Annotated in this window: 20 protein-coding genes and 2 pseudogenes; 13 read left to right on the top strand and 9 right to left on the bottom strand. The window is 70.7% G+C overall.

The window, feature by feature from the left end; translation table 11 throughout:
* The first annotated feature begins 5 nt into the window (after nt 1-5).
* From ACFSKW_RS47165 to ACFSKW_RS47150, 4 genes are all read left to right on the top strand, one after another.
* A complete protein-coding gene (locus tag ACFSKW_RS47165; protein WP_379581156.1) occupies nt 6-875 on the top strand; it encodes a glutamate ABC transporter substrate-binding protein in 870 nt (289 codons plus the stop codon).
* 72 nt (nt 876-947) lie between these two features.
* A complete protein-coding gene (locus tag ACFSKW_RS47160) occupies nt 948-1,616 on the top strand; it encodes an amino acid ABC transporter permease (RefSeq protein WP_379581155.1) in 669 nt (222 codons plus the stop codon).
* Nucleotides 1,613-2,524 (top strand): amino acid ABC transporter permease, encoded by a 912-nt coding sequence (locus ACFSKW_RS47155; RefSeq protein ID WP_379581154.1) that lies wholly within the window; start codon nt 1,613-1,615, stop codon nt 2,522-2,524. Before ACFSKW_RS47160 ends, ACFSKW_RS47155 begins: the two co-directional genes overlap by 4 nt.
* Nucleotides 2,525-2,562: 38 nt before the next feature.
* A complete protein-coding gene (locus ACFSKW_RS47150; protein WP_379581153.1) occupies nt 2,563-4,380 on the top strand; it encodes a S9 family peptidase in 1,818 nt (605 codons plus the stop codon).
* Between the two features lie 760 nt (nt 4,381-5,140).
* On the opposite strand, the gene rny is transcribed toward ACFSKW_RS47150, so the two are convergent.
* Both rny and recX read right to left on the bottom strand, forming a co-directional pair.
* On the bottom strand, nt 5,141-6,760 hold the full coding sequence (rny, locus tag ACFSKW_RS47145) for a ribonuclease Y (RefSeq protein ID WP_379581152.1): 1,620 nt from the start codon (nt 6,758-6,760) through the stop codon (nt 5,141-5,143).
* A 654-nt stretch (nt 6,761-7,414) separates the two neighbouring features.
* Nucleotides 7,415-9,244 (bottom strand): recombination regulator RecX, encoded by a 1,830-nt coding sequence (gene recX, locus ACFSKW_RS47140; RefSeq protein WP_379581151.1) that lies wholly within the window; start codon nt 9,242-9,244, stop codon nt 7,415-7,417.
* Between the two features lie 42 nt (nt 9,245-9,286).
* On the opposite strand from recX, the gene ACFSKW_RS47135 reads away from it, so the two are divergent.
* Nucleotides 9,287-9,622: a hypothetical protein gene (locus tag ACFSKW_RS47135; RefSeq protein WP_379581150.1), complete on the top strand. Its 336-nt coding sequence runs from the start codon at nt 9,287-9,289 to the stop codon at nt 9,620-9,622.
* Between the two features lie 1,141 nt (nt 9,623-10,763).
* Here the strand turns inward: ACFSKW_RS47135 and recA are convergent.
* On the bottom strand, nt 10,764-11,861 hold the full coding sequence (gene recA / locus ACFSKW_RS47130; protein ID WP_379581149.1) for a recombinase RecA: 1,098 nt from the start codon (nt 11,859-11,861) through the stop codon (nt 10,764-10,766).
* 248 nt (nt 11,862-12,109) lie between these two features.
* Here recA and ACFSKW_RS47125 point away from each other — a divergent pair, with 248 nt between their 5' ends.
* Nucleotides 12,110-12,379 carry a hypothetical protein gene (locus tag ACFSKW_RS47125; protein ID WP_379581148.1) on the top strand — a complete coding sequence of 90 codons (270 nt, stop codon included), beginning with the start codon at nt 12,110-12,112 and terminating at the stop codon, nt 12,377-12,379.
* 69 nt (nt 12,380-12,448) lie between these two features.
* On the opposite strand, the pseudogene ACFSKW_RS47120 reads toward ACFSKW_RS47125, so the two are convergent.
* Both ACFSKW_RS47120 and ACFSKW_RS47115 read right to left on the bottom strand, forming a co-directional pair.
* Nucleotides 12,449-12,745, bottom strand: a pseudogene (locus ACFSKW_RS47120) (transposase family protein); the annotation flags it as partial.
* A gap of 15 nt (nt 12,746-12,760) precedes the next feature.
* A complete protein-coding gene (locus ACFSKW_RS47115) occupies nt 12,761-13,186 on the bottom strand; it encodes a MarR family winged helix-turn-helix transcriptional regulator (protein WP_379581147.1) in 426 nt (141 codons plus the stop codon).
* A gap of 88 nt (nt 13,187-13,274) precedes the next feature.
* On the opposite strand from ACFSKW_RS47115, the gene ACFSKW_RS47110 reads away from it, so the two are divergent.
* Together ACFSKW_RS47110 and ACFSKW_RS47105 are read left to right on the top strand one after the other, a co-directional pair.
* Nucleotides 13,275-13,616 (top strand): DMT family transporter, encoded by a 342-nt coding sequence (locus tag ACFSKW_RS47110; RefSeq protein ID WP_379581146.1) that lies wholly within the window; start codon nt 13,275-13,277, stop codon nt 13,614-13,616.
* Between the two features lie 12 nt (nt 13,617-13,628).
* Entirely contained in the window at nt 13,629-13,949 is a 321-nt protein-coding gene (locus ACFSKW_RS47105) for a DMT family transporter (RefSeq protein ID WP_379581145.1), read from the top strand.
* Here ACFSKW_RS47105 and ACFSKW_RS47100 read toward each other — a convergent pair.
* The 4 genes from ACFSKW_RS47100 to ACFSKW_RS47085 form a co-directional block, all read right to left on the bottom strand.
* Nucleotides 13,927-14,484: an AAA family ATPase gene (locus ACFSKW_RS47100; protein ID WP_379581144.1), complete on the bottom strand. Its 558-nt coding sequence runs from the start codon at nt 14,482-14,484 to the stop codon at nt 13,927-13,929. The genes ACFSKW_RS47105 and ACFSKW_RS47100 overlap by 23 nt on opposite strands.
* Before the next feature lie 17 nt (nt 14,485-14,501).
* The gene (locus ACFSKW_RS47095; RefSeq protein WP_379581143.1) at nt 14,502-14,696 is read right to left on the bottom strand and encodes a DUF3046 domain-containing protein; all 195 of its coding nucleotides are present in this window, start codon (nt 14,694-14,696) and stop codon (nt 14,502-14,504) included.
* Nucleotides 14,697-14,939: 243 nt separating this feature from the next.
* Nucleotides 14,940-15,437 (bottom strand): VOC family protein, encoded by a 498-nt coding sequence (locus ACFSKW_RS47090; protein WP_379581142.1) that lies wholly within the window; start codon nt 15,435-15,437, stop codon nt 14,940-14,942.
* 32 nt (nt 15,438-15,469) lie between these two features.
* Nucleotides 15,470-16,789 (bottom strand): pyridoxal phosphate-dependent decarboxylase family protein, encoded by a 1,320-nt coding sequence (locus ACFSKW_RS47085; protein ID WP_379581141.1) that lies wholly within the window; start codon nt 16,787-16,789, stop codon nt 15,470-15,472.
* Between the two features lie 254 nt (nt 16,790-17,043).
* On the opposite strand from ACFSKW_RS47085, the gene ACFSKW_RS47080 reads away from it, so the two are divergent.
* The 5 genes and pseudogenes from ACFSKW_RS47080 (at nt 17,044) to ACFSKW_RS47060 (ending at nt 24,474) form a co-directional block, all read left to right on the top strand.
* Entirely contained in the window at nt 17,044-21,882 is a 4,839-nt protein-coding gene (locus tag ACFSKW_RS47080; protein WP_379581140.1) for an ATP-dependent helicase, read from the top strand.
* A 129-nt stretch (nt 21,883-22,011) separates the two neighbouring features.
* Nucleotides 22,012-22,254 carry a hypothetical protein gene (locus ACFSKW_RS47075; protein ID WP_379581139.1) on the top strand — a complete coding sequence of 81 codons (243 nt, stop codon included), beginning with the start codon at nt 22,012-22,014 and terminating at the stop codon, nt 22,252-22,254.
* 227 nt (nt 22,255-22,481) lie between these two features.
* Nucleotides 22,482-23,384 (top strand): oxidoreductase, encoded by a 903-nt coding sequence (locus ACFSKW_RS47070; RefSeq protein ID WP_379581138.1) that lies wholly within the window; start codon nt 22,482-22,484, stop codon nt 23,382-23,384.
* A 14-nt stretch (nt 23,385-23,398) separates the two neighbouring features.
* Nucleotides 23,399-23,731: pseudogene (locus ACFSKW_RS47065) on the top strand (hypothetical protein); the annotation flags it as partial.
* Between the two features lie 383 nt (nt 23,732-24,114).
* Nucleotides 24,115-24,474, top strand: coding sequence for a phosphotransferase (locus tag ACFSKW_RS47060; protein ID WP_379581137.1), 360 nt, complete (start codon nt 24,115-24,117; stop codon nt 24,472-24,474).
* Nucleotides 24,475-24,514 lie beyond the last annotated feature (40 nt).

Here is a 24,514-nt window from a genome sequence, read left to right as displayed (position 1 = left end):
CACACATGCGTATCCAACGTGCGGGAGCCGCGATCGCGGCCGCCGGCGTCCTTGTAGGGAGCCTGGCGGCCTGTGGCGGCGACAAGACCTACTCCAGCGTGGTGGACAAGGCCGCGGACGGTGCGACCGTTGTGGTCGGCACCAAGTGGGACCAGCCGAGCCTGGGGTTGAAGAAGGGCGCCGAGCCCGAGGGCTTCGACGTTGACGTCGCCAAGGCCGTTCTCAAGGAGATGAACGGCGGCAAGGACGTCAAGATCGAATGGAAGGAGTCGGCGTCGTCCAACCGCGAGCCGTTCCTCCAGAACGGCACGGTCGACATCGTCTTCGCCACCTACTCCATCACCGAGGCCCGCAAGCAGAAGGTGACCTTCGGCGGGCCGTACGTGATCGCCCACCAGGACGTGATGGTCCGCGGCGACGACGCCACGATCACCAAGCCCCAGGACCTGACCGGCAAGCGCATCTGCAAGGCTTCCGGCTCCAACTCCTACAAGCGGATCACCGACCCGCCGCCGGACGGCCAGCTCGACCTCGACGCCACGACCGTCGACGCCGCCAACTACTCCGAGTGCGTCCAGAAGCTGCAGGGCAGCAACCTCGACGCCGTCACCACCGACGACCTGATCCTGGCCGGCTTCGCCAAGCAGGCCCAGGCCTCCGGTGGCAACTTCAAGGTGCTCGGCCAGCCGTTCACCGACGAGAAGTACGGCATCGGCCTCAAGAAGGGCGACACCAAGACCTGCGAGGCCGTCAACGCGGCCGTGGCCAAGGTGTGGACGAACGGCACCATGAAGACGCTGCTGGACAAGTGGTTCGGCGGCATTCAGGGCCTCAAGCTGTCGTCGGAAGCCCCGAAGGCCGAGGGCTGCGCGTAGCCAGACGGCGACAGACCGGACGCGGCGGCCGGGTGATCTCGGCCGCCGCTGTCATACCAACGGTGGAGCACTGTGGACGAACTGATTCAATACGCTCCTCAGCTTGCTGAGGGGTTCCTGGAGAACATCAAGCTCTCCCTCGTGGGCATGGTGTGCTCGCTCATCCTCGGCACGGTGCTGGTGGGGATGCGGGTGTCCCCGATCCCCGTGATGCGCCTGGCCGGTACGGTCTACGTCAACGTCGTGCGGAACACGCCGCTGACGCTTGTCCTGGCGTTCTCCGCGCTGGGCCTCAGCGACACGCTCGGCCTGGTGTTCTCCGGCGTGCCGAGGACGAACTCCTTCTGGATCGTCGCGATGGGCCTGTCGTGCTACACGGCGGCGTTCGTCTGCGAGGCGCTGCGCTCGGGCATCAACACGGTCCCGCTCGGCCAGGCGGAGGCGGCGAGGGCGATCGGGCTGACGTTCTTCCAGTCGCTCAGGCTGATCATCCTGCCGCAGGCCTTCCGCGCGGTCGTGGCGCCGCTCGGCAGCGTGATGATCGCGATGGTCAAGAACACCACGGTCGCGACGGCCGGCGGCTTCCTCGGTGAGGTGGCGGCCAACATGAAGGAAATCTTCGACACCACCGGCGCCTCGATCCCGATCTTCCTGGGCATCGTGTTCGCCTTCATGGCCGTGACCCTGCCCATCGGCTACTTCACTGGCTGGCTCTCCCGACGGTTGGCGGTGGCCCGATGAGCACCTCTGTCCTGTTCGACGCGCCGGGGCCGCGGGCCAGGGTCCGCAACGGCATCCTGACCGTTGTCAGCGTGGTCGCGGTCGCGGCCGTGCTCTACGGCATCTACGCGGGCTTCGACGCCAAGAAGCAGTGGGAGGGCCGGATCTGGCAGCCCTTCCTACAGGCCGAGACGTGGGAGATCTACATCATCCCCGGCCTGATCGGAACGCTGGAGGCGGCGGCCGTGGCCGCCGTGCTGGCGCTGGTCTTCGGCGCGGTGTTCGGCCTCGCCAGGCTCTCCGACCACAAGTGGATCAGAGTGCCCGCGGGCGTGGTGGTCGAGGTCTTCCGCGCCATCCCGCTGCTGCTGCTGATCTTCTTCATCTTCTACCTGGCGCCCACGATCTTCGGCGGCGGCGACTACGCCTTCATCGCGCTCGTCCTGGGCCTCATGCTCTACAACGGCTCGGTGCTGGCCGAAGTGGTCAGGGCCGGCGTGCTGGCCGTGCCCAAGGGCCAGTCGGAGGCGGCGTACGCGGTAGGCATGCGCAAGAACCAGGTCATGCGCCTGGTCCTGCTGCCGCAGGCGGTCACGGCCATGATGCCGGCGATCGTCAGCCAGCTCGTGGTCCTGCTCAAGGACACCGCGCTCGGCTACATCATCGCCTACGTCGACCTGCTCAACACCGGGTTCAAGATCCTGCCCGCGGCGTTCTTCGGCTCGCTCATCCCGGCCGCGATCGTCATCGGCATCATCTACATCGGCCTCAACATGGCGCTGAGCGCCCTGGCCACGTGGCTGGAGAAGCGCAGCAGGCGCAGCCGCAAGACCGCGGCGCCGCCGGTCGCCCCGCCCGCCGCGGGCATCATCGGCGGGGGTCCCTCCCAAGCGGGACCTGGCACGGAGGCCGTGGCCACGATGGAGTAACGGCCACGAGAGGCGTGGTTTTCCGGCAGGATGCGGCTATGCCTCTCTGGCCTTCTCCCATCTCCACCACCGACGTCGCGAGCTCGGGCCTGCGCCTGGCGTGGCCCACTGTCTCCGGCGACGAGGTCTGGTGGACCGAGGACCGGCCCGACGAGGGCGGCCGGACCACCATCGTCCACCGGGCGGCCGACGGCACGCGCACCGAGCTGCTGGCCGCCCCGTGGAACGCCCGCAGCAGAGTCCACGAGTACGGCGGCCAGCCGTACCTCGTCACGCCGCGCGGCGTGGTCTTCGTCGACATCACCGACCAGCGCCTCTACCTGATCACCTCGGGCGAACCCGAACCACTCACCCCCGACGACGGCTCCCGCTACGCCGACCTGCACCTCGGCGAGGACCGGCTGTGGTGCGTGCGCGAACGCCACGACGGCAAGGTCACCCGCGCGATCGTCTCCGTCCCCCTCGACGGCGGACCGGTCGAGGAGCTGGTGACAGGCAACGACTTCTACGCCTACCCCACGCTCTCCCCCGACGGCCTGCACCTGGCCTACATCTGCTGGAACCACCCGCGCATGCCGTGGAACGGCACCGAGCTGCGCATCACCCGCCTGGCCGACGGCAACTCCTGGACCGTCAAGGGCGGATCCAGCGAGTCGGTCCTCGCGCCGGCGTGGAAGGACGACAGCCACCTCTACCTCGTCTCCGACTGGTCGGGCTGGTGGAACCTCTACCAGATCGGCATCTACGGCACCTCCTCCCAGGCGCTCCACCCCGCCGAGGAGGAGTTCGGATCGCCGCTGTGGCAGCTGGGCGGCCGGCCGTACCTCGTGATGGCCGACGGGCGACTCGCGGTGCTCCACGGGCAGGGCGACCTGCGCCTCGGCCTCCTCGACCCGGAGACCGGCGAGCTGCGCGACCTCGACGTGCCCTACTCGGGGTGGGACCCGGCCCTGTCCGCCGACGGCACGACCCTGGCGGGGGTGGCGTACGGCGGGGCGATCCCCCGCTCGGTCGCCAGGATCGACACGGTCACCGGCAGGGTCGAAGGGCTGCGCCGCGACATCGCCGAACTGCCCGACGTCTCCTACCTGCCGACACCCGAGCCCGTCGAGTTCACCGGCCGGTTCGGCCGGCGGGTGCACGCCTTCCTCTACCGGCCGCTCCACGCCGAAGGTCCCGCCCCCTACGTGGTGTTCGTCCACGGCGGGCCGACCGCCCACAGCGGGTCCGCGCTCGACCTGGAGAAGGCGTTCTTCACCTCCCGCGGCATCGGCGTCATCGACGTCAACTACGGCGGGTCCACCGGGTACGGCAGGGCCTACCGCGACCGGCTGCGCGGGCAGTGGGGCATCGTCGACGTCGAGGACACCGTCGCCGCCGCCGAATGGCTGGTCGCCGAGGGGCACGCCGACCCGGCACACGTCGCCGTCCGAGGAGGCAGTGCGGGCGGCTGGACCGTGATGGCGGCCTGCTGCAGGTCGAACGTGTTCGCGGGCGGGGTGTCCTACTTCGGGGTGAGCGCGCTCGCCCCGCTCAACGCGCACACCCACGACTTCGAGTCGCGCTACACCGAGTGGCTGGTGGGGCCCGAGGATCCCGCGCTCTACGCCTCGCGGGAACCGCTCGCGCTGGCGGGCGGGGTGTCGTGCCCGATGCTGCTGCTCCAGGGGCTGGACGATCCGGTGGTGCCGCCCTCCCAGTCGTCGGCGTTCGCGGACGCGCTGTCGGAGCGTGGGGTGCCGTGCACGTATCTCGCGTTCGAGGGGGAGTCGCACGGTTTCCGCCGCACGGAGACCAGAACGGCGGCCCTGGCGGCGGAGCTGTCGTTCTACCAGCAGATCTTCACGATGGCATAGCCACACTCCCCACCCCGACACCCAGCACCCCGGCACGGCACCCGGCATCCTGGCGTCCCGGCCTCCTGGCACCCTGCTTCCCTGCCCCGGTATCCCGGGCATCCCGGCATCCCGGCATCCCGGCATCCCGGCATCCCGGCATCCCGGCATCCCGGCATCCCGGCATCCCGGCATCCCGGCATCCCGGCATCCCGGCATCCCGGCATCGCGGCATCGCGGCATCGCGGCATCGCGGCATCGCGGCATCGCGGCGGATGGTGCCACGGGCGATCAGCCCTGGAGCGGCGTCCCCCACGCAGAGGGACAGCCACGACCACCTTCGGCGGCGGTCGTCATCACGGGCCGGTCTCCCACGCGCCGTTACGTGACATCCACCCACACGGCGAGGAAACCTCTCGGGCATCTCAGGCGGTGGTCGCCGTCGAACCCACCGCATCGGGAGAACCTCACCCGATCTCGAAGAACCCGGCCAACATCCCCGACGTGACGGCGGGCCACCGAAGTCCCGCTGGAGCATGCGTGGGAGGACGGGCGGTCACCGGTGACCCCGGTGGCCTCTCCCGTGCCGGGCCGTACAAGAAGCCCCTCCCGTGCCGGGCCGTGCAAGCCGCCCGTGCCGGGCCGTGCAAAAAGCCCCTCCCGTGCCGGGCCGTACAAGAAGCCCCTCCCGTGCCGGGCCGTACAAGAAGCCCCTCCCGTGCCGGGCCGTACAAGCCGCCCGTGCCGGGCCGTGCAAAGAAGGAGGAAGAACAGTCGCCGGCTAGCGGGCGAACTCGGTCGCTCGGGACTCGCGGACCACTGTGATGCGGATCTGGCCGGGGTAGGTGAGCTCCTCCTCCACCTGCTTGGCCACGTCGCGCGCGATCACTTGCGCCTGGATGTCGTCGATCGCGTCCGGCTTCACCATGACGCGGATCTCGCGCCCCGCCTGCATGGCGAACACCTTGTCCACCCCGTCGAACGAGGTGGCGATCTCCTCCAGCCGCTCGAGCCGCTTCACGTAGGCCTCCAGCGACTCGCGCCGCGCTCCTGGCCTGGACCCGCTGATCGCGTCGGCCGCCTGCGTGAGCACCGCCTCCACGGTCCGCACCTCGACCTCGTTGTGGTGCGCCTCGATCGCGTGGACGACGTCCTCGTGCTCGCCGTACCGCCGGGCGATCTCCGCGCCGATCAGCGCGTGGCTGCCCTCGACCTCGTGCGTCAGCGCCTTGCCGATGTCGTGCAGCAGCGCGCACCGCTTCATCAGCGGCTGGTTCATCTTGAGCTCGGCGGCCATGATGCCGGCGATGTGCGCCGACTCGATCAGGTGCTTGAGCACGTTCTGACCGTAGCTCGTGCGGTAGCGCAGCTGGCCGAGCAGCAAGGTCAGCTCTGGGTGCATGTCAGTGATCCCGAGCTCCACCAGCGCGTCCTCGCCCGCCCGGGCGCAGAGGTCCTGCACCTCCTGGCGGCTGCGATCGTGGGCCTCCTCGATGCGCTGCGGGTGGATCCGCCCGTCGAGCACGAGCTTCTCCAGCGTCAGCCGCGCCGTCTCCCTCCGCACCGGGTCGAAGCAGGACAGCAGCACCGCCTCGGGCGTGTCATCGATGATCAGGTTCACCCCGGTCGTCGACTCGAACGCCCTGATGTTGCGCCCCTCACGACCGATGATCCGGCCCTTCATCTCGTCACCGGGCAGGTGCAGCACGCTGACCACGGACTCCGCCGTCTGCTCGGCCGCGACCCGCTGCACCGCCAGTGTCACGATCTTGGTGGCGCGCTTCTCGCCCTCCTTGCGCGCCTCGCCCTCGATCTCTCTGACGATCAGCGCGGCCTCGCGCTTGGCCTGGTTCTCGATCTCCTTGACCAGCTCGTTCTTGGCCTGCTCGGCCGTCAGCCCGGCCACCCGCTCGAGGATGGTTCTGCGCTCGTTCTCGACCTGCAGCAGTTCCTCACGCCGGTCGGCCAGCTCGGTCTCGGTCTCGGCCAGCTTCCTACCGCGCTCGACCTGTCTGCGCGTCTCCTCGTCGAGCCGCTGCTCCCGCTCGCCCAGGCGGTTCTCTCTCCGCTCCAGGTCGGCCCGCAGCTCCTTCAGCTCGGACTTCAGGATGCGGCTCTCCTCCTCGACCTCCTGCCGCATCTGCGCGGCCGACTCGGCCGCCACCTCGGACCTGCGCAAAATCTCAACGGCGTCGGACTGGGCCTTGTCCCTGATCTCCACGGCTTCGCGGCGCGCTTCCTCCAACTCCGCGTGCACCTCGGCCAGCGCGTCAGGCGACGGTTTGGACACCTTGGGCGGCGCCAGGGCGGCAGTGCGGCGCAGAAGTATGACAAACGCGACGATCATCACGCATGCCAGCAGCAGCACCGCAACCGCCAACACCACGACAGGCGTCTCCATGTGCGCCCCGCCCTCCTCGCGTCACAAATTTCCAAACGCCTCAGGAGGGGTCACGTGCACGGCACGGATCGCCCCATCGGTGTCTCCACCAGGACAAATATCAAGCCAAAGCGGACCGGGCGCCGACCTGGACAGCCGCCACCGTGTCGTTCATGGTCAATCGAGCTCGCTCGTCCGTAGTTCACCGGTATGGCAATCCGCACTGCGCGGAGTAACTCCTCACTGCCGTCGAGGTTATGCGTCGAAGAGGTAACGGGCAAGCAAAGACGTGTTGTCAAGCGTGTCCTACCACCGAATCGAGCACATACCGCACGATCTTGCCTGGAATGGCCGACATGCCGTCATTTACCCAGCTAATCCGCATCTGACGCACTTGAGCTACCCAGATCTCAGCAGCTCTTACCGACCCATGACCCGACCGCCGCAGCGACCCGAATACCCCCTGCGCACACGCCGAATCGGCCATCACCCACCCCGATCGTTTCGGACATCCGACGACCTTCTTCACCGGCCCGCGCGGACCCCAGGCGGATCAGGTGGAACCCTCCGCCCGCCCGCCCTCCGGCCCGCCCGAGCCCGCGCACCGCCCCATCCGGGGGCAAACCCACGGCCACGCGGACGTCCGCGAACCTTCCCGCCCCGGCCATGCGACGGTCATGCCTCGGGGAAGTCGTCCTCGACGGCGACGCCCTCGTTCTCCAGCGCCTCGCGGACCACCCGGTAGGCCACTCCGGCCCCGTATCCCTTCCTCGCCAGCATCCCGGCCAGCCGCCGGGTACGGGCCTGCGGATCCAGGCCACGGGTCGAGGCGAGCTTGCGTTCCACGAGCCTGCGCGCCGTCTCGGCCTCCTGGTCGGTGTCGACGCGTTCGACGGCCTCGTTGACCGTGTCGCTGTCCACGCCCCTGTGCCGTAGCTCCGCCGCCAGCGCCCGCCGCGCGAGCCCGCGCCCGTGATGCCGCGAGTCCACCCACGCCTCGGCGAACGCCTCGTCGTTGATCAGCCCCAGCTCGGTGAACCGATCCAGTACGGCGTCCGCCGCCTCCCTCGGCACATCGCGCTTCCGCATCGCCTCGGCGAGCTGCGCCCTCGTCTTCGGCGCCATCGTGAGCAACCTCAGGCAGATGGCACGCGCGACCGACTCCGGGTCCGCCTCGGGACCGGAGCCCGCCACGGAACCTTCTTGCGGCCCATCCGCCCATCCGGCCGAACGCGCTCTCCCCGTCCCTCGCCGCGCCCCACCGGCACGCCGCCTTCCCCGGCCCCCGCGTCGCCCCTCATCAGGACCGTCTTCCGACTCATCGGGGCCGCGTCCTGAGGTCTCGCCGAACAGGCCGCCCGCGCCGCCACCCGGCCAGCCGCCCCTCGCAGAGCCGCCCCGCCGGCCGGCGCCGGAGTAACCGTCGTTTCCCTCACCGGACGCTCCGGCCGGGAATCCGCCCTCCTGCCATCCGCCAGTCCGCGGGTCGGAAGAGACGCTCTGGTGCTCCTCTTCCGCGTGCCGGTCGCGGGAGATGTCCTGGCGCCGATCACCAGCCCGTTCGTCACCGGAGACCTCCGAACGCGACGCGCCACCCCGCTCGTCACGAGAGACCTCCGGCTGGCCCGCACCACCCCGTTCGCCACGGGAGACCTGTGGACGCGACGCCCCGACCCGCTCGTCGCGGGAGACCTCCGCCTGCCCTGCACCATCCCGTTCATCACGGGAGACTTCCGGCTGGCTCGCACCGATCCGCTCCTCGAGAGAGGCGTCCTGACGTGCTTCTCCGGCGTTTCGACGTCGAGGGACGGCATCTGGCCATCCCTCGGACGCCCCGGTCTGGGATCCGCCAACCTTCCGGAAGCCGGATGCCTTCCGGGAGTCAGACGCCCCGGAGCCGGTAGAACGGCCGTTGTAGGGAGTCGGCTCAGGCCATGCGCCATCAGGCGTCGAGTCGGACGAGCCGCCCTCGCCCCTGGCCCACGCGGGCGGCTCACCCACGGAGTCGAAGCTGTCACGTCCATGGGAGCGCCCAGCCCGCCCAGCGCCCCAAGCGCCGGATGAAGACACACCCCCCGCGGCAGAGGAGCCGTCTCCCCCGGAGGCGGTCCGCCCTCGAACGGATCGGGTCCCCGCATCGGCATCAGGCCAGCCGTCGTCCCGGTTGCGACGCGAACTCTTGCGGGAGCGCGACGTCCGGCGACGCCCCGACGAGCCGTCGTCTCCCGAGCCGAGCCCTCTGTCCAGGAAGTCGCCGTCGTCTCCCGACTCCAACCCGCCGTACGGCCGGCCACCGTCGTCACCCGAGTCCAGCCACTCGTAGGAGCGGCCGCCGTCATCGCCCGAGCCAAGCCCTCCATCGGGAACGGCCCACTCACCCGACGACGATCGTGAACGGGGTCGACGTTTCGGACGCGGCCCCCGCTGCGCGACGTCCGGCCACGCACCCCAGTCGTGCGCCGCCCCCGGGTGGTCGGCCTCGTCGGCGGGCGGCCCGATCTGCATCCTCCGAGATCGACCCGTGGACTGAACGCGAAGCCCAGGATCATGATCAGTTCCCTGGTCGCGGCTCAGGTCCTGGCCGCGGCTCAGGTCCTGATCGCGGTGGGAGCCTGCGTCGGTGCCGCGGCCAGCGTCGGCCTCGCGGTCAGCGCCGCGGCCGGCGTCAGCGTCGAGGTCGCCCTTAGTGTCGCGGTCGGCCTCCGTGCCGCGGTCAGAGCCAGCGTCGATGACGCGGCCAACGTCGGCATCGACGTCGCGGTCAGTGTCGCGATCGGCGTCCGTGCCGTGGTCAGAGCCAGTATCCCGGTCAGAGCCGGGAACCTGGTTGTGGTCGGCCGAAATGGTGCCGTCTCCACGGGTCCTGTCCGCCGTTCGGGGTGACGCTTCCATTGACGACAGGGCCTCCGCAGCGCCCTGCACGAGGTCGACACCCTGCGCAGACCCAACGTTCTCCTGAGGGAGGTCGCCCTCTTCTCTGCCCGACTGCGTGGTGTCGGCCCTCCCGCTCGGGGCGGGCGAGGCGGCCTGCTCCGGCGCCTCGTCCTGGGACCGGTCCTGGCTGGTTGCAAGGGGGTCGGCGGGCGGGTCAGCCTTGCTGGGGGGCGACCACGCTGGGCCGGTTCCGGCAAACGGCCACGCGGGGCCGTGCTCCGGCTCCTGACTTGTGGTGCCACGTGATCGGGTGGAGCGGGGCGCGGCGAGATCGGCGAAGCCGTCGGGGATCTCGCTCCAAGCGTTCGGGCTGGAGCCGCCCGCATCCCAGGCGTTCGGGCCGGACCCGCCCGAGTCCCACGTGTTCGGACCGGAGCCGTCCGCATCCCATGTGTTCGGACGGGATCCGCTCGTGTCCCAGGCGTTCGAGCCTGAGCTCCCCGTGTCCCAGGCGCCCGGACCAGAGCCGGTCACGTCCCAGGGGGCCGAGTCGCCCCTGTCCCAAGCGCCCGAACCGGGACCGCCCGGGCCCCAGGTGTTCACGCCGGAGCCGCTGGTGCCCGAGGCGCTCGGACTGGAGTCGTTCGCATCCCGGGACCTCGGGCTCCACGCCCCAGGATTCGGGCCCCAGCCGTCGGGCCGCCGACTGTGGCCCGGGCCCCAGCCGTCAGGATCGCGCACGCCCCAGGGGTCGGACTCACGCGCGGCCCACACGCCGGAGCCCCGCGTGCCCCAGCCGTCAGGGGCCTGGTCGTCAGCACCCCATCCGTTCGATGCCTGGTCGGCGGCGCCCCAGCCGCCGGGGCCGTTCTGGCCGAAAGCGTCCCTGGCGACGCCGTCGTCGCTGGTCCGGCCCATCCCGGATGAGCCGTCGCCGGCCTGTGCGATGGCAGTGTCGTTGTCGAGAGACTCGCCGCCCGCGGGGTGGGGCGGAGAGTCCCCGAGGGAGCCGCGCGCGGCCTCGGGGCCGGAGCTGTCGGGACCCTGGCCTGCCCGTCGGCGGGCAGGGGGGTGAGGCGGAAGCGGCTCCGGGGTGGAACCGGGCGGCTTCTGGTCAGGGTCCGACGACATGCTCATGACTCAAACCGGATCAGACGTCACCAGGCTTGGGCGTGGAGGCCTTGGAACCGCGGCCCGTGGTGGCGGGGGCCGGAGGGGCGGCGGGAGCGGCGGCCTCGGCGGGGGCGTCGACCCGCGGGCCCACGCCCAGCTTCTCCTTGATCTTCTTCTCGATCTCGTTGGCCACGTCAGGGTGGTTGCGCAGGAAGTTGCGCGCGTTCTCCTTGCCCTGGCCGAGCTGGTCGCCCTCGTAGGTGTACCAGGCGCCCGACTTGCGAACGAAGCCGTGCTCCACGCCCATGTCGATGAGACCGCCCTCGCGGGAGATGCCCACGCCGTACAGGATGTCGAAGTCGGCGACGCGGAAGGGCGGCGCCATCTTGTTCTTGACGACCTTGACGCGGGTGCGGTTGCCGACCGCCTCCGTGCCGTCCTTCAGCGTCTCGATGCGGCGGATGTCGAGGCGGACCGAGGCGTAGAACTTCAGCGCCTTACCGCCGGTCGTGGTCTCGGGCGAGCCGAACATGACGCCGATCTTCTCGCGGAGCTGGTTGATGAAGATGGCGGTGGTGCCGGTGCTGTTGAGCGCGCCCGCGACCTTGCGCAGCGCCTGGGACATCAGGCGGGCCTGGAGACCGACGTGGCTGTCGCCCATCTCGCCCTCGATTTCGGCCTTGGGCACCAGGGCCGCGACCGAGTCGATGACGATGATGTCGACGGCACCCGAGCGGATCAGCATGTCGGCGATCTCGAGCGCCTGCTCACCCGTGTCGGGCTGGGAGACGAGCAGGGCGTCGGTGTCGACACCGAGCTTCTTGGCGTACTCGGGGTCGAGGGCGTGCTCGGCGTCGATGAACGCCGCGATGCCGCCGGCCCGCTGCGCGTTGGCCACCGCGTGCAGCGCCACCGTGGTCTTACCGCTGGACTCGGGACCGTAGACCTCGACGATGCGGCCCCTGGGGAAGCCGCCGATGCCGAGCGCCACGTCGAGCGCGATCGAACCGGTCGGGGTCACCTCGATGGGAGCCCTGGCGTCATCGCCGAGGCGCATGACGGAGCCCTTGCCGAACTGCCGCTCGATCTGTGCGAGGGCAGTCTCAAGGGCCTTCTCGCGGTCGTTGATAGCCATGGGAACTCCCCGGAGGGTCGTGGTCTGGTCGGTCGAGTGAAAGCTACGCGGTGGGACCGACAATTTTCCGCCGACCCGAGGAAGCCGCGGTCCGGCGCTTCTCATGGTAGCCGAACGGCTGTTCGATCGCGCCTCGAACACGCCAACAGTCACACCGGCCCCGACCGACATTCCCAGACAATACGCCGGGCCTGTTGCCATGGCGCTGACCTGGGGAGATCCTGGGAAAAAGGTCGAGAGGCGGCGACGTGACGAGCACGTACACCGGGCAGCGGCGCGCCCACCTGGAGGCGCTCGCGGCGTTGCTCCCCGACTGCGGGCTCGTCGGGCGGATGGTCGGTGGCGACGACCCCGTGCTGTGGGTGTGGCACCCGCGTACGGGCCGCCAGACCATCATCTTCGCCACTCCGTCGGCGACCGCGTGGGTCTTCCTGTGGTCCCCGGGCGGCCAGGGGCACGCCGACGATCTCGCCGGTACGGCGGAGGCGCTTCACACCTCGCTGGCCGAAGCCACCTGAGAGCCCCTAACAAAAATGATCTGGTCTGCGGCCGGCTCCTGCACCACCTCGCGTTCCCTGGCAGGAAGATCAGCGGACGAGGCGGCGCCAGCAGATGATCGCCGCGGCAAGGGTCATGAAAGCCTCGTGGATGTCGTCTTGTATCTCCCAGCGGATGCGCAGGCGACGGAACCAGTGCAGCAGCGAGAGCGTCTGCTCGATCACCCACCGATGCACGCCCAGGCCGGAGCGAACGGGCGCAATGCCCCGTAGCAGCGGCATGAGCTGGGTGACGTCGTTGCGGTTGCCGCCGGTCAGGCTGAGCGCGAGGGGATGCCTCCTTCCTGGCGTGATCACCGCGATACGGTGTCCGCGGCCGGCGGGCGACCCGGGCGAGACCGCCTACCGGCCGACGAAAGCCGCCCGCAGGCCCGCCACGGTGGACTCCAGGCCGTCGGCGGCGGCCCGGTCGAGAGAGGCCGTGAGCGTCTCGTCGTAGGTGGCGCCCGCCCCCTCCTTGCGCTCCCTGCCCGCGTCGGTGATCACGGTGTAGACGCCTCGGCGGTCGTTGGCGCACAGGTCGCGACGGGTCAGGCCGGAGGCCTCCAGCCGTCCGACCAGGCGGGTGACCGAGCTCTGGTTGAGCCCGAGCAGGTCGGCGAGCTCCTGCATGCGCAGTTCGCCGCCCACGGCCGTGGACAGATGACAGAGCGCCCTGTACTCCGAAAGGCCGAGACCGTGCCGCTGCAGCGCGGTGGACAGCTCGTACTCCACCCTGGCGTGCAGCCGTACCACCCCGACCCACATGTCGTCGTCGAGCGTCGCCATCTGTTCCTCCTTCGCGTGTTGACACCCACTCTATATGTATGCACAGAATATGCATGTACAAGCAATTAATGAAGGAGTTCAGTCCCCCATGGCATGGATCTACTTGCTCGTCGCCGCCGTGTTCGAGGTGGTCTTCGCCCTCGGCACCAACGCCACGGAAGGCTTCACCGTGCTCGGCCCCTCCTTGCTGACCATCGCCGCGGCGGCAGGCGGGATCTTCTTCCTCAGCCTGGCGCTCAGGACGCTGGACGTCGGCGTGGGCTACACCGTGTGGACCGGCATCGGCTCCGTGGGCACGGTCGTGCTCGGCACCCTGATCTTCGAGGAGGCGATGACGCCCGGCAAGGCCCTGGCGTTCGTCCTGATCATCGGCGGCGTCCTCGGCCTCAAGCTGGCCGACCGCCTCTCCCCCACCACGCCCACCGTCTGAGGAGTCACCACCATGGCCTGGATCCACCTTTCCATCGCGATCGTCTTCGAGATCGGCTTCGCGCTCGGCACCAACGCCACCCAGGGCTTCACCCGCCTGTGGCCGTCGGTCTTCACCCTGCTGGCCGCCGCGGGCGGGATCTTCACCCTCAGCCTCGCGCTCAGAACCCTCGACGTCGGCGTCGGCTACACCATCTGGACCGGCGTCGGCTCGATCGGCACCGTCGTCCTCGGCGCCCTCGTCTACAAGGAGAAGATCACCGCGCCCAAGCTGGTCTCCTTCGCCGCGATCATCGGCGGCGTCGTCCTGCTCAAGCTCGCCGCAGGTGCCTGAGCACGAAGGCGACCCGCTCCTCCACGGGGACGCGAGGCAGTTCGACCAGCTCGTAGCCGTAGTCGAGGTAGGCCGAGGACACGGACGCGTAGGTCCGCTCGGCCTCCTCGGGCGTCTGCTTCCGCTCGGCGTCGTTCTCGTAGATCTCCGGCCACGGGGGCGCGACGAAGACCGTGCGGTGGTAGCGGAAGCTCCTGGCCGCGGCGTCGACGTGGGCGGGCACCTGGCGCCCCTCCAGCCGCAGGTAGCCCGCGATGTCGGGCACCCCCCTGTCGAAGACGACCGTGCCCTCCCTGCTCGCGGCGAGCCGGTAGGAGCGCAGTTCGTGGCTCAGCATGAGCTCGGCGAACAGCTCGACGTCCTTCCACGGCAGCGCGAAGCCGCCGATCGCCACCTGGTCCTGGATGATCGCCCGTCCGGCCTCCTCCGAGGCGAACAGGCCCAGGCGGCCGATCAATGTGCTCTTGCCCGATCCTGGACCCCCGGTGAAGACGACGAGCCGAGGCCCGGCCGTACAGCACGAGCAGGTGTGCACCCGTTCCCCCCGAGCGGTCAGCGCAGTTTGCTGGAGACGTTCTCCACCTGGCACACCGCCCGCCAGACGTCCTTGGCGCTCTCGCCCTGCGCGAGGGCCTGCTCGACGGTGCGCCCTCCCAGCGGGGAGAGCACGTAGTCCTTGGCCCACGACTCGGCGTATTCGTCACCGAAGTGGGCGCGCATCCGTCTCCAGAACTCGGTCAGGCGCATCTACCCAGTATGGAACCGGCTCCAGACTGGGTAGGACATCGTGCATGGCGAAAACCCCCAAAACGGCGCCCAAGCCGTCAGCCACCGCCAGATCACATCGGGAGCGTCGCCGCAGCCTGCTCCTCCAGCAGCGGCTCGCCGTACAGAAGGAGAAGGCCGAACGTGCCGAGCGGCACGGCGGCCTGAGACGCGAACCCCGCGAGGGCGCACCGCGTACCCGCAGGGCATCACGGAGATAAGCGGTTACAGCACACGCGAGCCGTACATCTCTCCCAGATGGTCGGCGAGCAGCTCCAGCCGGGCGCCGTCGGGGTCCTTGAAGTAGATGGAGGCGCCGCTCTCGATCTGGTGCGGCACGCCGGCCATCTCCAGCTTGCCGCGTAGCCGCTCCCACGTCGCGGGGTCCACCGAGATCGCTATGTGGTGCAGCCCCCCGAGGACCTCCTGGTACGGCCCGAGGTCGAGCCCGGGGAAGTCGAAGAAGGCCAGCAGGTTGCCGTTGCCGATGTCGAAGAAGAAGTGGTTGGAGCCCTTGTAGTCGCGGTTCTCGAAGATCTCGGTGAGGGGGAATTCCAGGAGCTCCTGGTAGAAACGGATCGTCCGCTCCACATCGGAGGAGATCAGCGCGAAGTGGTGCAGGCCGCGTGCGCTGCTCGATGGTCGGTGCGGTAGGAGGTACTCCCGCTTGATGCGCTCGCGATCAGCCTCGATGGCTGGATAGTCGATGGTCACGTCGCTCACCTCTCCCGCTCTATGTCCCCGGGAGTCCCCTCTCAATCGCGCATGGTGGCGACAATCTCCTTCACGATCTCGATGGTGGTGCCGGGGTGCAGGAAAGCGAAACGCGCGACGGTTTCGCCCTCCCAGCCGGTCGGGGTGACGAATCCGATCTGCCCGGCCAGCAGCCGCTCGGACCAGTCGTAGTAGTCCTGAGCGGTCCATCCGGGACGGCGGAAGAGAACGGCGGACAGTTCGGGCTCGCGGATGAGCTCCAGGTGGTCGCTCTCCTTGATCAGTTCGGCCGTCTCCCTCGCCAGGCTCAGCCCGCGCTCAACGGCCTCGGTGTAGGCGTCGGTGCCGTTGACCGCGAGCGAGAACCACAGCGGCAGGCCGCGGGCGCGCCTGGTCAGGTGGTAGGCGTAGTCGGTGGGGTTCCACTCGCCGCCGTCGGTGTGCAGGACGTCCAGGTAGGAGGCGTCCTGCGTGTGTACGGCACGCGCCAGGCCGGGATTGCGGTAAACGAGCGCGGCGCAGTCGAACGGGGCGAACAGCCACTTGTGCGGGTCGACCACGAACGAGTCGGCGTGCTCGATGCCTTCGTAGCGGTGCCGTACGGAAGGGGCGAACAGCCCCGCGCCGCCGTACGCGCCGTCGACGTGGAACCACAGGCCGCGCTCGCGCGCCACCTCGGCGACGCCCTTGAGGTCGTCGACGATGCCGGCGTTCGTCGTGCCCGAGGTGGCGACGACGCCGATGACGTTCTCCTGGCCCTCGAGCGCCTTCCGCAGGGACGCGCCCGTGAGACGGTGGTCCTCCGAGGGCACGACGAGCGCCTCGACGCCGATGATGCGCAGGGTGTTGGAGATCGAGGAGTGCGCCTGGTCGCTCACGGCGATCTTCGCGTTCGGCACGTTGGCCGTGTCCCTGGCCACGACAAGGGCGGACAGGTTGGCCGCGCTGCCGCCGGAGACGAAGCACCCGCCCGCGGTCTCGGGCAGGCCCGCGTAGTCGGCGATGAGGCGCAGGACCTGGTTCTCCGCGGCGATCGCGCCCGAGGCCTCCAGCCAGCTGATGCCCTGGAGCGAGGCGCAGGAGACGACCATGTCGAACAGCAGCGCGGCCTTGGTGGGGGCCGCGGGGATGAAGGACAGGAAGCGGTTGCTGTCGGCGGAGATGACCGCGCGGGACAGCTGCTGGTCGTAGATGTCCAGCACCTTGGCCGGGTCGGCGCCTTCCGGAGTGATGAGCCCGGCGAGCGCGGCATCCAGCTTGTCCTTCTCGCCCGGATGGTCGAGGGGTACGGGGTCCAGGGCGAGGCGCTGCCTCATGTAGTCGAAGACCAGGGTGGTGAGGCGCTCGTCGTAGCTATGCACGCATGCAGTATGCGGATAAAAACGAAAAAATGGGAAATACCAGTCAAAGATCTTCAAATCTTCCTGTCCGGTACGGCATGGCACGCGGCGGCTGGGCATCGTCCTCAGGGCTGCCCGGGGCCGCAGCCATGTGCCGGGCCCGCCCGGTCGAGGCCTGACACCGGCCGGTGCGCCGCGCGGCTTCGGCGAGGGGTCACAGTCGGCCTGAGCTGCCGGGATTCGGTTTTGTCGGTGCCAGAAGGCACCATGATGAGGTGACTGTCCTCGACCACTTCAGCAGGGTGACCCGTGACTGGTTCACCGGGGCCTTCGCGGCGCCCACGCCCGCTCAGCTGGGGGCGTGGGAGTCCATCGCGCGCGGCGACAACACGCTGGTCGTCGCGCCCACGGGTTCGGGCAAGACGCTCGCCGCGTTCCTGTGGTCGCTCGACAGGCTCGCCGCCGAGGCCCCCTCCCCCCCGGCCTCCGGCAAGGAGCCGAAGAAGTCCTGCAAGGTGCTCTACGTCTCGCCGCTGAAGGCGCTCGCCGTCGACGTGGAGCGCAACCTGCGGGCCCCGCTGGCGGGGATGAGGCAGACCGCGCGACGCCTCGGCCTCGCCGTACCCGAGATCTCGGTGGCGATCCGCTCGGGCGACACCTCGGCGGAGGACCGCAGGCGGTTCGCCGCCAAGCCGTCCGACATTCTCATCACGACGCCCGAATCGCTGTTCCTGCTGCTCACCAGCCAGGCCAGAGAGGCGCTGCGCGGCGTGGAGACGGTGATCGTCGACGAGGTGCACGCGGTCGCCGCCACCAAGCGCGGCGCGCACCTCGCGCTCAGCCTGGAGCGGCTCGACGCGCTCCTCGACAGGCCCGCCCAGCGCGTCGGGCTCTCGGCGACCGTGCGGCCCGTGAGCGAGGTGGCCGCCTTCCTCGGCGGCGCGCGCCCCGCGACCGTGGTGCAGCCGCCCTCCGACAAGCGTCTCGAGGTGGAGGTCGTCGTCCCGATCGAGGACATGACGGAGCTCGACGCGCAGCCGATGACCGATCCCGACGCCTTCGTCCAGGAGCCCGCGCGCAGGTCGATCTGGCCGCACGTGGAGGACCGGCTGTTCGATCTGATCGAGGCCCACAGCTCGACGATCGTCTTCGCCAACTCGCGGCGGCTGGCCGAGCGCCTGTGCACGCGGCTCAACGAGCTCGCCTACGAGCGCGAGCAGGGCGCGGAGGCGATCGACCTGTCGATATGGGAGACACCGCGCGACGAGCCCCCGGTCACCCGGCCACCGGCGGAGATGATGGCGCAGGCGGGGGCCAGCAAGGGCGCGGTTCCCGAGATCGTCCGCGCCCACCACGGCTCGGTGTCCAAGGAGGAAAGGTCGCAGATCGAGGAGGCGCTGAAGTCGGGCAGGCTGCCGGCGGTGGTCGCCACCTCCAGCCTGGAGCTGGGCATCGACATGGGCGCCGTCGACCTGGTGGCCTGCGTGGAGGCGCCACCGAGCGTGGCCAGCGGCCTGCAGCGGATCGGCAGGGCAGGGCACCAGGTGGGTGCGGTGTCCAAGGGCGTGATCTTCCCCAAGTACCGCGGCGACCTCATCCAGACGGCGGTGGTCGCCGAGCGGATGCGCAGCGGCGAGATCGAGGAGATGCGCTATCCGCGCAATCCGCTCGACGTGCTCGCCCAGCAGATCGTGGCGATGACGGCGCTCGACGACTGGACGGTCGAGGAGCTCGAAGAGGTGGTCAAGCGGGCGGCGCCCTACGCCACGCTGCCGCGCAGCGCGCTGGAGGCGACGCTCGACATGCTCGCGGGCCGATACCCGAGCGAGGAGTTCGCCGAGCTGCGCCCCCGGCTGGTGTGGGACAGGGTGACCGGCGTGCTGCAGGGGCGTCCGGGCGCTCAGCGGCTCGCCGTCACCAACGGCGGCACCATCCCCGACCGCGGGCTGTTCGGCGTGTTCCTGGTCGGCGAGAAGGGCTCCAGGGTCGGCGAGCTCGACGAGGAGATGGTCTACGAGTCGCGGGCCGGCGACGTGTTCGTGCTCGGCGCCACCTCATGGCGGATCGAGGACATCACGGCCGACCGGGTGCTGGTCTCCCCCGCGCCTGGCCAGCCCGGCAAGCTGCCGTTCTGGCACGGCGACGCCCCCGGGCGACCCGCCGAGCTGGGCAGGGCCATCGGAGCCTTCCTCCGCGAGCTGTCCTCCTCGGGAACCGCTCCCTCCAAGCAGGCCGCTTCCAAGCAGGCCGCCTCCGGGAAGGCTGTCTCCAAGCAGGTCGCCTCCGGGCAGCGTACGGCGGGCGGCCGCGGCGCGGCTTCCACGGACGGCGCGACCGGTTCGTCTTCGGGCCGCGGGTCCTCACCGGACGGCGGTTCTCCACCGGACGGCGGTTCTCCACCGGACGGGGGGTCTCCAGCGGACGGCGTGATCGAGCGGATGCGGGCGGCGGGGCTAGACGAGTGGGCGGCGGGCAACCTGCTCGCCTATCTGGAGGAGCAGCGCGAGGCGACGGGCTACGTGCCCGACGACCGCACGCTGCTGGTCGAACGCTTCCACGACGAGCTGGGCGACTGGCGCGTGGTGATCCACTCTCCTTACGGCGCGCGCGTCCACGCCCCGTGGGCCCTGGCCATCAACCGGCGGCTGCGCGAGCGCTACGGCGTCGACGTGCAGGCCGTCCACTCCGACGACGGCATCGTGCTGCGCATCCCCGACACGCTGGCCGAACCGCCGAGCGATGTGGCCGCCTTCGACGCCGACGAGATCGAGCAGATCGTCACGGAGGAGCTCGGCGGTTCGGCGCTGTTCGCCTCACGCTTCAGGGAGTGCGCGGGGCGGTCGCTGCTGCTGCCGCGCCGTACCCCTGGCAAGCGCACCCCGCTGTGGCAGCAGCGCCAGCGAGCCGCTCACCTGCTCGGGGTGGCCTCGCAGTACGCGAGCTTCCCCGTGGTGCTGGAGACGATGCGCGAGTGCCTGCAGGACGTGTTCGACGTGCCGGGGCTCGTGCGGCTGATGCGTGACATCGCGGCGCGGCGGGTGCGGGTGGTGGAAGTGGAGACCTCGCATGCCTCGCCGTTCGCGGCCTCGCTGCTGTTCCACTACATCGGCGCGTTCATGTACGAGGGCGACGCGCCGCTGGCCGAACGGCGGGCGCAGGCGCTCGCGCTCGACACCAGTCTCCTCGCCGAACTGCTGGGCCAGGCCGACCTGCGCGAACTGCTCGATCCAGACGTGATCGCCGACGCCGAGCGGGAGCTGGCCAGGCTCGACAGGCCGCTGCGCGACGCCGAGGACCTCGCCGACCTGCTGCGCTCGCACGGGCCGCTGCTGGCCGCCGACGTGAGCGTGCGCGGCGGGGACCCCGCGTGGCTGGCCGACCTGGAGCGGGCACGCCGGGCGATCAGCGTGCGGATCGCGGGCGAGGACCAGTGGGCGGCGATCGAGGACGCGGCCAGGCTGCGTGACGCGCTCGGCGCACCCCTGCCCGTGGGCGTTCCGCACGCCTTCCTCGAGCCCGTCGCCGACCCGCTCGGCGACCTCGTGGCCAGGCACGCGCGCACCCGCACGCCCTTCCACGCCGCCACGGCGGCGACCAGGTTCGGGCTCGGCGTCGCGGTGGTCACCGACGCGCTGCGCCGTCTGGCCGCGCAGGGCAGGGTGGTGAGCGGCGAGTTCAGGCCGGGCGGCCGCGGCGAGGAGTGGTGCGACGCGGGTGTGCTGCGGATGCTCAGGCGCCGGTCGCTGGCGCGGCTGCGCAAGGAGGTCGAGCCGGTACCGCCGGAGACGCTCGCGCTGTTCGCGCCGAGCTGGCACGGCATCTCGGGGCGCCCCGCATCCTCCGGCAGGGCAGGCTCCGCCGTCGGCGGGGCGATCGGCGCGGCCCGATCGATGGACGCCCTGGTCAACGCCATCGAGCAACTGCAGGGCGCGGCGGTGCCCGCCTCCTCTCTCGAGACGCTGGTGCTGCCCTCGCGGGTGCCGGGCTACCACCCCGCGCTCCTCGACGAGCTCACCTCCTCGGGAGAGGTCATCTGGGCAGGGCAGGGGTCGCTGCCGGGCGGCGACGGCTGGGTGTCGCTGTACTTCGCCGACACCGCCCCCCTGCTGCTCGCACCGCCCGCCGAGATCACCACAACGCCGCTGCACAAGCAGGTGCTCGACGTGCTCGGCGGCGGAGGCGCCCTGTTCTTCCGCGGGCTGTCCGACCGGGTGGGATCGCTGGACGACCTCACGCTGACCGCCGCCCTGTGGGACCTCGTCTGGTCGGGCAGGGTCTCCGGCGACACGCTCGCTCCGCTCAGGGCGACGCTCGGCTCGGGCCGGCCCGCGCACCGGCCCGCGACGACCCGGAGACGGCGGGCCGTCCTGCCGTCTCGGAGCGGCTCCCCGCTGGTCGGTGGCCGGTGGTGGCTGCTGCCCTCGCCGTCGCCCGACACCACGCAGCGGGCGCACGCGCAGGCGGAGGCCCTGCTCGAACGGCACGGAGTGGTGACGCGCGGAGCGGTGATGGCCGAGCGGCTGCCCGGCGGGTTCGCCGCCGTCTACCAGGTCCTGCGTGCGTTCGAGGAGAGCGGGCGATGCCGGCGGGGCTACTTCGTCGAGGGGCTCGGCGGGGCGCAGTTCGCCCTGCCAGGGGCCGTCGACCGGATGCGCGCACTGTCACCGGACGCCACCGGCGGGTCCGGTTTCCACGGGGCTCCTTCCGGCGATCCTTCGACCTCGGTCGGGCTCGGGGACGGATCGGGTCAGCGCGCGGTGGTGCTGGCGGCGGCCGACCCCGCCAACCCCTACGGCGCGGCGCTCCCCTGGCCCGCGCATCCGGGAGACGTGGGGCACAAGCCGGGTCGCAAGGCGGGCGGGCTGGTCGTGCTCGTCGACGGGCATCTCGTGCTGTACGTCGAGCGGGGCGGGAAGACGTTGCTGTCGTTCGCCGATGACGGACGGCTGCAGCCCGCGGTCGACGCGTTGGCGCTGGCCGTACGGGATGGGGCGCTCGGGAAGCTGACGGTGGAGCGGGCCGACGGCGGGTCGATCAACGAGTCGCCGCTGGCGGCGGCGCTGGAGACGGCCGGATTCCACCCCACTCCCCGCGGTCTCCGCCTCCGCGCCTGACCCCCGGCGGTTCCCACTCGGGGCGGCCCTCGATCGGGACGCGGGGCGCGCTCGTCCTGGAGCGCCCTTTCCGGCGCCGGTCTCCAAACCCGACCCCGGCGAGCCGCCGCGTTCTTCGGATGGGCGGGCGTGGCGGTCGGCCTGGTCACCGGTGTGCTGTTCGCGTGGGGGTTCGGGCTGCTGACCGAGCGTAGGCTGCGCACCCACGGGCCCGAACTGCTCGACATGATGCGCACCGGCCGCCGGCCTGCGTCGGCGTTCGGCTTCATGGCGATGCCGGAGATGTCCAGGCGGGGCAAGACCATGAGCATGCTCTGCTGGTCGTTCGGCCCGATCCCGCTGGTGCCGCAGGGGATCGTGGCGGGCGTCTGAGCCCCGCCCGAAGGAGGCCGGGAGGCCGGGGAGCCCGAGAGGCCGGGGAGCCCGAGAGGCCAGGGAGCCCGAGAGGCCGGGGAGCCCGAGAGGCCGGGGAGCCCGAGAGGCCGGGGAGCCCGAGAGGCCGGGGAGCCCGAGAGGCCGGAGGAGTGTGTGAAGGAGCATGGGAGGAGGGCGTGAAGGGAAGTGCCGCTCGCTCCGGAGAACGGGCTACGGTGATCGTCATGGTGTGGACAGCGGCGGAAATTCCCGATCTGTCGGGCAAGACGGCGATCGTGACGGGAGCCAACAGCGGCCTCGGCATGATCACGGCGGGCGAGCTGGCGAGGCGCGGTGCCACCACCGTGCTGGCCTGCAGGGACACGGCGAGAGGCGAGAGCGCGCGGAAGCGCATGCTCCTGGCGGCGCCCAAGGGTGCCATCGAGGTGCGGCGGCTGGACCTGGCCGACCTGTCCTCGGTGCGGGAGTTCGCGGCGGGCATCGCAGGCGACGTCGACATCCTGGTCAACAACGCGGGCGTGATGGCGCTGCCGTACAGGAAGACGGCCGACGGGTTCGAGATGCAGTTCGGCACGAACCATCTGGGGCACTTCGCGCTGACCGGGCTGCTGCTGCCGCGCCTGCGCGGCGGCAGGGTGGTGACGGTGAGCAGCCTGACGCACGTGGCGGGGCGCATGAGGTTCGACGACCTCAACAGCGAGCTGGGCTACCACAAGTGGCTGGCCTACGGGCAGTCGAAGCTGGCCAACCTGCTGTTCGCCTACGAGCTGCAGCGGCGGGCGGGAAACGTGCTGACCAGCGTGGCGGCGCATCCTGGCTACGCCTCCACGAACCTGCAGGCGACCGGTCCGCGCATGGCGGGCAACCGGTTCATGGAGGTGGGGCAGAAGGTCGCCAACGCCCTCTTCGCGCAGAGCGCGGGCCGGGGAGCGTTGCCGGTGCTGTACGCGGCGACGGTGCGGGGCCTGCCGGGCGGGAGCTTCGTGGGGCCCGGCGGACCGTTCGAGGTGTGGGGGTATCCGCAGATCGTCGATTCCTCTCCCGCGTCGAAGGATCTGAACGCCGCGGCGAAGTTGTGGGAAGTTTCGGAAGAATTCACAAATGTTCACTTTGATGTGAACGGGTAGGGCACACTGCCCGCATGGGCGATCTTGCTGTTGCGGAGGTGTGCGGCAGGTTCGGGCTCGGGCGTGCGGTCACGCGGGGTCTGCGGTTGGCCGGTTACCACCACAACGAGGTCTGGCGGATCGACACGACCACCGGCGCCTACGCGGTGAAGCGGCTGGGGTGGGCGCCTTCCGACACGGCGATCGAGATCGAGCGGGCGGCGCTGGCCGCCGGGGTGCCGATGCCCGGGCCCGTGCAGGAGACCGCCACCGGGCGGTACACGGCGGAGATCGACGGCGGCGTGGTGCGCGTGCACAGGTGGATGGACGGCCGCGCTCCCGGCGCCGCCGACCTGACTCCCGCGCTCGCCCGCCGGGTGGGTGCCCTGCTGTCGGCCGTCCACCGCGCCGGGTCCGCTGGACCCGCCCGGCAGGCCGAAGCCGACACCGCCCACACCGGAACCCACACCGTGCACGCCGGAGCCGACACCGCCCACACCGGAACCCACACGATGCACGCCAGAACCGACACCGCCCACACCGGAACCCACACGATGCACGCCAGAACCGACACCGCCCACACCGGAACCCACACGATGCACGCCAGAACCGACACCGCCCACACCGGAACCCACACGGTGCACGCCGGAGCCGACACCGCCCAGGAGGAGGGCAGGTCGAGGGCCGTCGCGCCGTACCCGGCGGGTGAGCTGCTCGCGGCGACGAACGGCCCGCGGGGCGGGGCACGCCGGTGCGCTCGCACGGGGACCTGCATCCCAAGAACGCCCTGCTGCGCTCCGACGGCTCGCTGGCGCTGCTCGACTGGGACACCGCCGGCGGCTATCTCGCCGAACGGGAGGCCGTCGGCGTCGCGCTCGACTGGGCGACGCGCGTGGACGGCTCCTTCGACCTGGAACGCTTCGACGCCGCCGTCGAGGGCTACCGGGAGGGCGGCGGGAAGGTCCCCGCTGAGCCGTGGGTGTTCGGCGGGTGGGCGCGCGGCTATCTGGACTTCCTCGGCCGGGCCGGTGAGGAGGAGGGCGAGCGGACCCAGGCCAGGCTGGGCATGCTCGCCACCACCCTGCACGACCTGGTCAAACGGCTCGCCTGACCGCCGCCTCGGGCCAGGCGAGCCGCCTCGGGCCAGGCAC

The organism is Nonomuraea mangrovi (genome assembly GCF_042681425.1).
Taxonomy (GTDB): Bacteria; Actinomycetota; Actinomycetes; order Streptosporangiales; family Streptosporangiaceae; genus Nonomuraea; species Nonomuraea mangrovi.
The sequence above is the reverse complement of the archived record's forward strand: the minus strand, read 5'-3'. Positions and strand labels throughout refer to the sequence as shown.